At 66.5% G+C, this 6,367-nt stretch carries 6 protein-coding genes; 2 read left to right on the forward strand and 4 right to left on the reverse strand.

The annotated features are described in order from the left end of the window. Positions 1-3 precede the first annotated feature (3 nt). Positions 4-1,092 (reverse strand): integrase core domain-containing protein, encoded by a 1,089-nt coding sequence (locus BMY74_RS40855; protein WP_089926787.1) that lies wholly within the window; start codon positions 1,090-1,092, stop codon positions 4-6. Positions 1,093-1,098: 6 nt separating this feature from the next. On the opposite strand from BMY74_RS40855, the gene BMY74_RS40860 reads away from it, so the two are divergent. Next, positions 1,099-1,854 carry an NmrA family NAD(P)-binding protein gene (locus BMY74_RS40860; RefSeq protein WP_089926789.1) on the forward strand — a complete coding sequence of 252 codons (756 nt, stop codon included), beginning with the start codon at positions 1,099-1,101 and terminating at the stop codon, positions 1,852-1,854. 198 nt (positions 1,855-2,052) lie between these two features. Next, on the forward strand, positions 2,053-2,670 hold the full coding sequence (locus BMY74_RS40865; protein ID WP_089926792.1) for an NADPH-dependent F420 reductase: 618 nt from the start codon (positions 2,053-2,055) through the stop codon (positions 2,668-2,670). A gap of 260 nt (positions 2,671-2,930) precedes the next feature. Here BMY74_RS40865 and BMY74_RS40870 read toward each other — a convergent pair whose 3' ends face one another. From BMY74_RS40870 to BMY74_RS40880, 3 genes are all read right to left on the reverse strand, one after another. Further along, positions 2,931-3,446: a hypothetical protein gene (locus BMY74_RS40870; protein WP_143091926.1), complete on the reverse strand. Its 516-nt coding sequence runs from the start codon at positions 3,444-3,446 to the stop codon at positions 2,931-2,933. A 388-nt stretch (positions 3,447-3,834) separates the two neighbouring features. Beyond that, complete coding sequence (locus BMY74_RS40875; RefSeq protein ID WP_089926798.1) at positions 3,835-4,218, reverse strand: hypothetical protein; 384 nt, start codon at positions 4,216-4,218, stop codon at positions 3,835-3,837. 1,727 nt (positions 4,219-5,945) lie between these two features. Then, a complete protein-coding gene (locus BMY74_RS40880) occupies positions 5,946-6,302 on the reverse strand; it encodes an HPF/RaiA family ribosome-associated protein (protein ID WP_245744155.1) in 357 nt (118 codons plus the stop codon). Positions 6,303-6,367: the final 65 nt, after the last annotated feature.

Below are 6,367 nucleotides of genomic sequence, written 5' to 3' on the forward strand. Positions count from 1 at the left end.
CGCTCAAGCTGCATATCGGTACTCGTTGATCGCCCCACCGAGGATCCGCGTGCGGACGGGTCGACGGCCAGAGACGTCAAGATCATGCGCCACTCGGAGGTGCTCGTGAGCGTCTGGTGGTAGCTGGTCGCGGGCCTGGTGAGGCCGGTGTTCGTTGTAGTGCGTCTGGTAGGCCGCGAGTACTCGACGCGCATGGCTTTCTCCCATGATGAGGACGTGGTCGAGAACCTCGCGGCGGATGCTGCCGATGACCCGTTCGCAATGCGCGTTCATCCGAGGAGCTCGCGGCGCGGTCGCAATCACACGCAGTTCCTCTGCCTCAAATACGGCGTCGAACGCGTCGCCGTACTTGCCGTCGCGGTCACGCAGCAGGAACCGGAGAGACTCCATGCGCGCTCCGAGCTCGCCGGTCAAGTTCCTCGCCTGCTGCACCGTCCAGTTCCGTGTCGGATGGGCGGTGACGCCGGTGATGTGCAGACGCCTGGTGCCGTGTTCGAGAAACGCCAGCGCGTACAGACGTGCGCCGAGCACGGTGTCGATGTGGAAGAAGTCAGCCGCGATGATGCCTTCAGCCTGCGCGGTCAGAAACTCCCGCCAGGTCGGACCGCCTCGCCGAGGTGCCGGATCGATACCCGCGCGGTTCAACACCTCCCAGACTGTCGAGGCGCCGATGCGATGACCAAGCCGAACCAGCTCGCCATGAATCCGCCGATGTCCCCACCGTGGATTTTCCCTGGCAAGCCGGAGCACGAGCGCCCTGATCGCCGTCTGGGTGGAGGGACGCCCGGTCCGCCGACGTGCGCTGTAGTCCCACTTCCAAGCGACGAACCTGCGATGCCAGCCGAGCAACGTCCCAGGAGTAACCGGGAAAACCACCTTCCAGTGCGAGCGGTCCACCAGTCTCGACAGCGCAGCGAACCAGAACCGGTCCGCGGTCTCATAACGGACCGGCCCGGTCAGCTGCCGACGAAGCACGACGTTCTCGTGCCGCAGCACGAGAAGCTCCGCGTCCTTGGCTGCCTCACTGCGAAGCAGCATGGCAGGGACAGACATCAGCTTGCAGACCACCTTGTACAACAGCGAAACGATCACCCGAACATGCTCGCAGCCGGAATAACATCACTGCTCAGAGCGGCGATGACTTTCCGGGCGGCACAGGCCGAGTACGCCGACGCCCACGCACTCGGCAAGGCGCTCGTCGGCCTCGACAAGGTGTTGCTGATCTCGTCCAGCGAGGTCGGCCGACGGTTCGCCCAGCACCGCAACGTCATCGACGCCGCCGCGTCCGCCGGCGTTCCCTACCTCGCCTACACCAGCATGACCAAGGCCACCGAGAGCAGCAGTCCGCTCGCCCCGGAGCACCGGCAGACCGAGGACTACCTCGCGGCCAGTGGCCTCGCCCACACCGTGCTGCGCAACAACTGGTACCACGAGAACTACCTGGCCCAGCTGCCGGCGATCACCGAGTCCGGCGTACTCACTGCCGCGGCCGGCGAGGGCAAGGTCGCCGCTGCCGCGCGCAGGGACTTCGCCGACGGCGCCGCCACGGTGCTCACCACCGGCGGGCACGAGCGCAAGGTCTACGAGTTCACCGGCGACGCCGCGTTGTCTTACGCCGACATCGCCAACGCATTCGGGCAGGTCATCGGCCGCGCGGTCGTCTATCGGCCGGTCGCGGCGGCCGACCTGGTTGCCGCCATGGTGCAAGCCGGCGTCGACGAGGGGACCGCGGCCTTCGTCGCGGTGATCGACACCAGCATCGCCGAGGGGGCGCTCGATCTCGTCGACCCGACCCTGGGCACCCTCATCGGCCGGCCCACCACATCGTTGGTCGATGTCCTCAGATCGGTCTGACGCGACGATCGATGTACCTCACGGGTGCCCGGCATCGGGGCCAGGCCAGGGTTGGCCACGGCGAACCAAGAGGACTCGCATCCGGTGAACAGCCTCTCAGGCCCGCCATGGCACCGACCCACCAGGCCGGTTGGAGAGGCAACGGATGGACCCACCGGGCCGAGGACGGCGGACGGTCTGCCGAGCAATGTACAAGGTATGGATATCGCGGTGATCGGAGCGGGCACCGTCGGACGGGCGCTGGCCTCGACGATGGTGCGCGCGGGGCATGCAGTCTGGGTCAGTGACGTCGACGCCGAGACGGCCAAGGCCACGGCCGACGCAACCGGCGCCACCGCGGCCGGCTCGAACCGGACCGCCGCGGATGCCGCGCAGGTGATCGTACTCGCCGTCTCCTCCGACACGGTCGGTCCGGTCCTGGACGAGCTCGGCCGGGCAGTCGACGGCAAGATCGTCGTCGACGTCACCAACCGGATGGATCCACAGCAGCTCGACGGGACGTCCAACGCCGAGGCCACCGCAGCCCTGGTGCCCGCGGCCCACGTGGTCAAGGCCTTCAACACCGTGCTGGCCGCGCGTCAGGCGGACCCGGTTGTCGACGGCGTGCAGCTCGACGGTTTCGTCGCGGGCGACGACGAGCAGGCCAAGCAGACGATCCTGGACCTGGTCGCCTCGATGGGGTTCCGGCCGATTGACGCCGGCGGGCTGATCATGGCAAGGGCACTGGAGGCGATGGCGACGCTGAACATCAGGCTCAACATCAGCAACGGATGGCCGTGGCAGGACGGCTGGAAGCTCGTCGGCCCGACCAGTTGACGTGGAGGGCGCCACGATCTGTATCGACCCGACACGGCATCGCGGTGTCGCCGTACCCGACACTCCAGGGGAACGCTGCCGGCCCGGGTCGCGCGTCTACCGGAAACGGAGCGGTACGCCACGGATCTGACGGTGGGCCGGCGCCGGCCACGGCTACCGGTCGTGGCACTCGCGGTGCTTCCAGGGACCGCGAGTGCACTCGGTCCACATCTCTGCAGCAGCCAGCTCGGCCTGGCTGCACGTCGCGGATCCGCCCCAGTCTAATTAGAGGTTCTAACGTCGGCGGCATGTTCGACTGACACCAGTCGCCGGCGAGCCCATCGGGCGAACACCAGGTTCACCGCGGCGTGTGCGGAGGCGGTGACCAACACCCACCACGGTCCCGCGGCCAGCAGCAGCGTGGCGCCGAGGTGGAACGAGGTCGCCGTGATGCCGCGGACACCACCATGTGCGGGATGAGTGCTGATGAACCCGCCCTGCGACCTCAGCTGTTCCGCCGCTTGGCGTCCGATGGGCCAGCTGAACTGCGCCAGCTGCGTGGCGACGACGAAAACGAGCTCTGCCAGCGCCCAACCGAAGCCCGCCCAAAGCGCGGAAGCGGATCCACTGACGACGACCAGCACGAACGCGAGCCGGACGCCTTCGTCCGTGACCGCTGAGGTTGCCGCGAGGATCGTGCGGCTGCGTTCCGGATCTCGGAGCCTGCCAGCGGAGGCGAGCGCCGGCACTCGCGCCGCCAGCGCGACCAGCCACGCGAGAACACCCAGCAGCGCCACGCCAGCCTCTGAGACACCTAGCAGTATCGCCAGGACGGCCGCGAGCAGCACGAGAACGGCCGACACCACGGCGGCGCCCGCTCGGATCCTCCCACCGACCCGAGCAGAACCCGTCACGGGGTGTTCTTCTGCGCCTGCAGGTCCATCGATGATTCCAACGCTACTCCGCACACAGCCGCACCACGCGCCAGCACGCCTCTAGCCGAGTTCGAGTGGCGGGGACGGACCACAGCGCATCTGGTCGTCGCGGTACGACCGCAGGGAAGGACTGCGCCCCGGCCTGGCGGTGACGACGCTTGAATGCGCAGCCAGCCGCAGGGTGCCTGCGCCGCCCCGCTCAGCACGTCCGGACGTCAACCGTCTGAGCATCCGTGCCGGCCGCGTGGCCCTAGTCGCTGTCGGGCAATCCGGGCACCAACCTCAGTGTGCGGTTGCTGCGTGGATCAGTGCGCTTCTCGGCCTCGTCGACCTGCCGGATCAGCTCGTTGCGAACCTCGCCCAGCGCCGCGGACAGATCGCGCGACGAGGACGTGGCGATGAAGTGCAGGCGGGGCCGGCAGTTGATCCAGCATTCCAGGGTGACTCGCTGCTCTGCGCCCTGACGGTCCTTCAGGCTGATTTCCAGATCGACCTCGTCGTTGCGGAATGACCGCAACCTCAGGCCGAGCGCAGCCAGGCGTTCCGAGACCCAGCCGCGTTCGGATGAGAGAAATCCGGTGGCGAGGCGTAGGCGCTGGGCGACGATTGCCACGCCTTCACGAGTGTCGGGCATGCGCCTTCCGATCCTTTGTGGAGTGTGCGCCTCTGTTGCCGGGCAATGAATTACCGGCGTTTCAGGCTGTACTTCGCGGTTCCTGCACAGGTTCGAGGAAGAGGTTCACGCAGGACAGCTGCTCGTCGGGGGAACCGGATTTTGCGAGTGAGTGGTGTTCTTCGGGATGACTGAACAGCTCGTCCACCGTTTCGGGACGCGACATGTTCTGGTTTCTCATGGTTCCGACTTTCTTCGCGTCCCGCGCTGAAGCCGAAGTGGCTACACGGCGCGAGGGATTGGGAAGTGCGAAAGCGCATCTGCCCCACAGACACAACCCTACACCTCATCGTGTTCGCACGAATCCTCTGTGGCACCTCCCTTGCGGGACAAGCGAAGTCGTTCGGGAAGATTCCCGAAGCCCCAGACCAGTCATGCGCAGATGTTGATCCGGCCGCAGTGGCGAGCGCACGTGGGATCGGTGTAGTGGGAGCAGAAGTCGCCGCACACCGTCGTTCACACCCGAAGCCTGAACGGCGGCCGCAGGACGCGCCCGAGACTGAAGTCAGTGCGTCGCTTCGCTACTGAGGTCGTCCGCCCTTCGTTGCGCGCGCTTGCACTGACTCCCACGCCATCGCCCGCGTGTCGCGCACCGTCTCCATCTGTGCTTTCAGGCTCGACCACATCGAGCTCGCCCCGATCATCGAACTGACGACTGCACACCCAGGAATACCCAGAACTCCGCGACCTGTACATCCGACGAACCAAGCCCGCCGACGCCACACGCTGCGTCTCGCAAATCTCGAGCTGTTCGACCGCACAGCGCGTCGCCGTTCTGGCCTGATTCACCACCTGCCTGCAGCGCAGCAGCTGCTCAGGTATGACGGTGCTGGCGATCGGCCTGCGGGCTCGGCCACGGAGGCGCAGGTGACGCGTGTGACCGAGCGACGGTGATACTGGCGGTGGACGAGTAGTTATCCATGAATGCGACCGACATCGCGCCCAGGATGTCCGCCACCGGGCTGCCCCCTACAAGCCGGGAGCCGGTCTTGAGCACGACTCCGGTGTCACCAGGGTCGCTTGGCCGGAGCGACGAGCGCAGGGACATCGATGGCCGGGTCGGTCGACAACGGTCGCCAGCCCCCGGAAAGTGCCTGTCGGACATCGCGTCTGGTTTCAATGGCAGCCTCAGACCGTGTCGTACGGTCAACGCCGCAGTAGCGCAGAGCAGATCCGAGGTCATCTCGGCGCTCCCGCCTCCAGCTGAACCAGCCGGGCTTCCTGATGCGCCCAAGGCGGCACCAGCTTGACCGCCGGTGCTACGACATGCCTTCGGTAACCTCATCCTACGCTGCTCCAGCTGCGGGGTCGAATGTCAACGCCGTGGCGAAGGGCAACAATGGGCAGCAGGGATCAGCGTGTGCGTGTCGCCCCTGCGCGTCCTGACGCCCCTTGGTGCGATCATCGGCGGGCAGCTCCTCCGGTTCGTGATGACGACCTCGCGACCTCATGGCACGCCGCCTCCCCCGTATCGTCCATTATGGATCGGCAGTGCAGAACCCCAGCGGACGAAGCCCGAAGCCGAGTACGAACACGACCGGGATCGCGAGCAGGGATCAAATCGAGTTCGTCCACCAACGCTGTCATGTTGCGGAAAGTGCCTACTCGCCTCACGGACACTTGAATGGCACATCCCGATCACGCGCTCTGATGTCGGGGCGTTGCCGGACCGACCGATGCCTGTGCCGCTAGCCGAGTTCGGGTGGTGTCGGGACGGACCGCAGCGCGCGGTTGCTGCGCGGCTCGGTGCGGGTCTTGGTCTCGCCGACCTGACGGATCAGTTCGTCGCGGACCTCGTTGAGCGCCGCGGGAAGCTCTCGCTGGGACGAGGTGGCGACGAGGTGCAGCCGATGGCCGTGGTTGATCCAGCACTGCAGCATGACGCGCTGCTCGACGCCCTTGCGGTCTTTGAGGCTGATCTCCAGTTCGATCTCGTCGTCGCGGTACGACCGCAGACGGGAACCGAGCGCGGCCAGGCGATCCACGACCCAGTCGCGTTCGGACGAGTGGAAGCCGGCGGCGAGGTGCAGTCGCTGCGCGATCACTGAAGCATCTTCGGGAGTTGCGTTCATGCGTTGTCGCTGACGGTGCTCACTGAAATCTCTCCTCA

The organism is Lentzea albida, assembly GCF_900111005.1.
In the GTDB taxonomy this organism is placed as follows: Bacteria; Actinomycetota; Actinomycetes; order Mycobacteriales; family Pseudonocardiaceae; genus Lentzea; species Lentzea albida.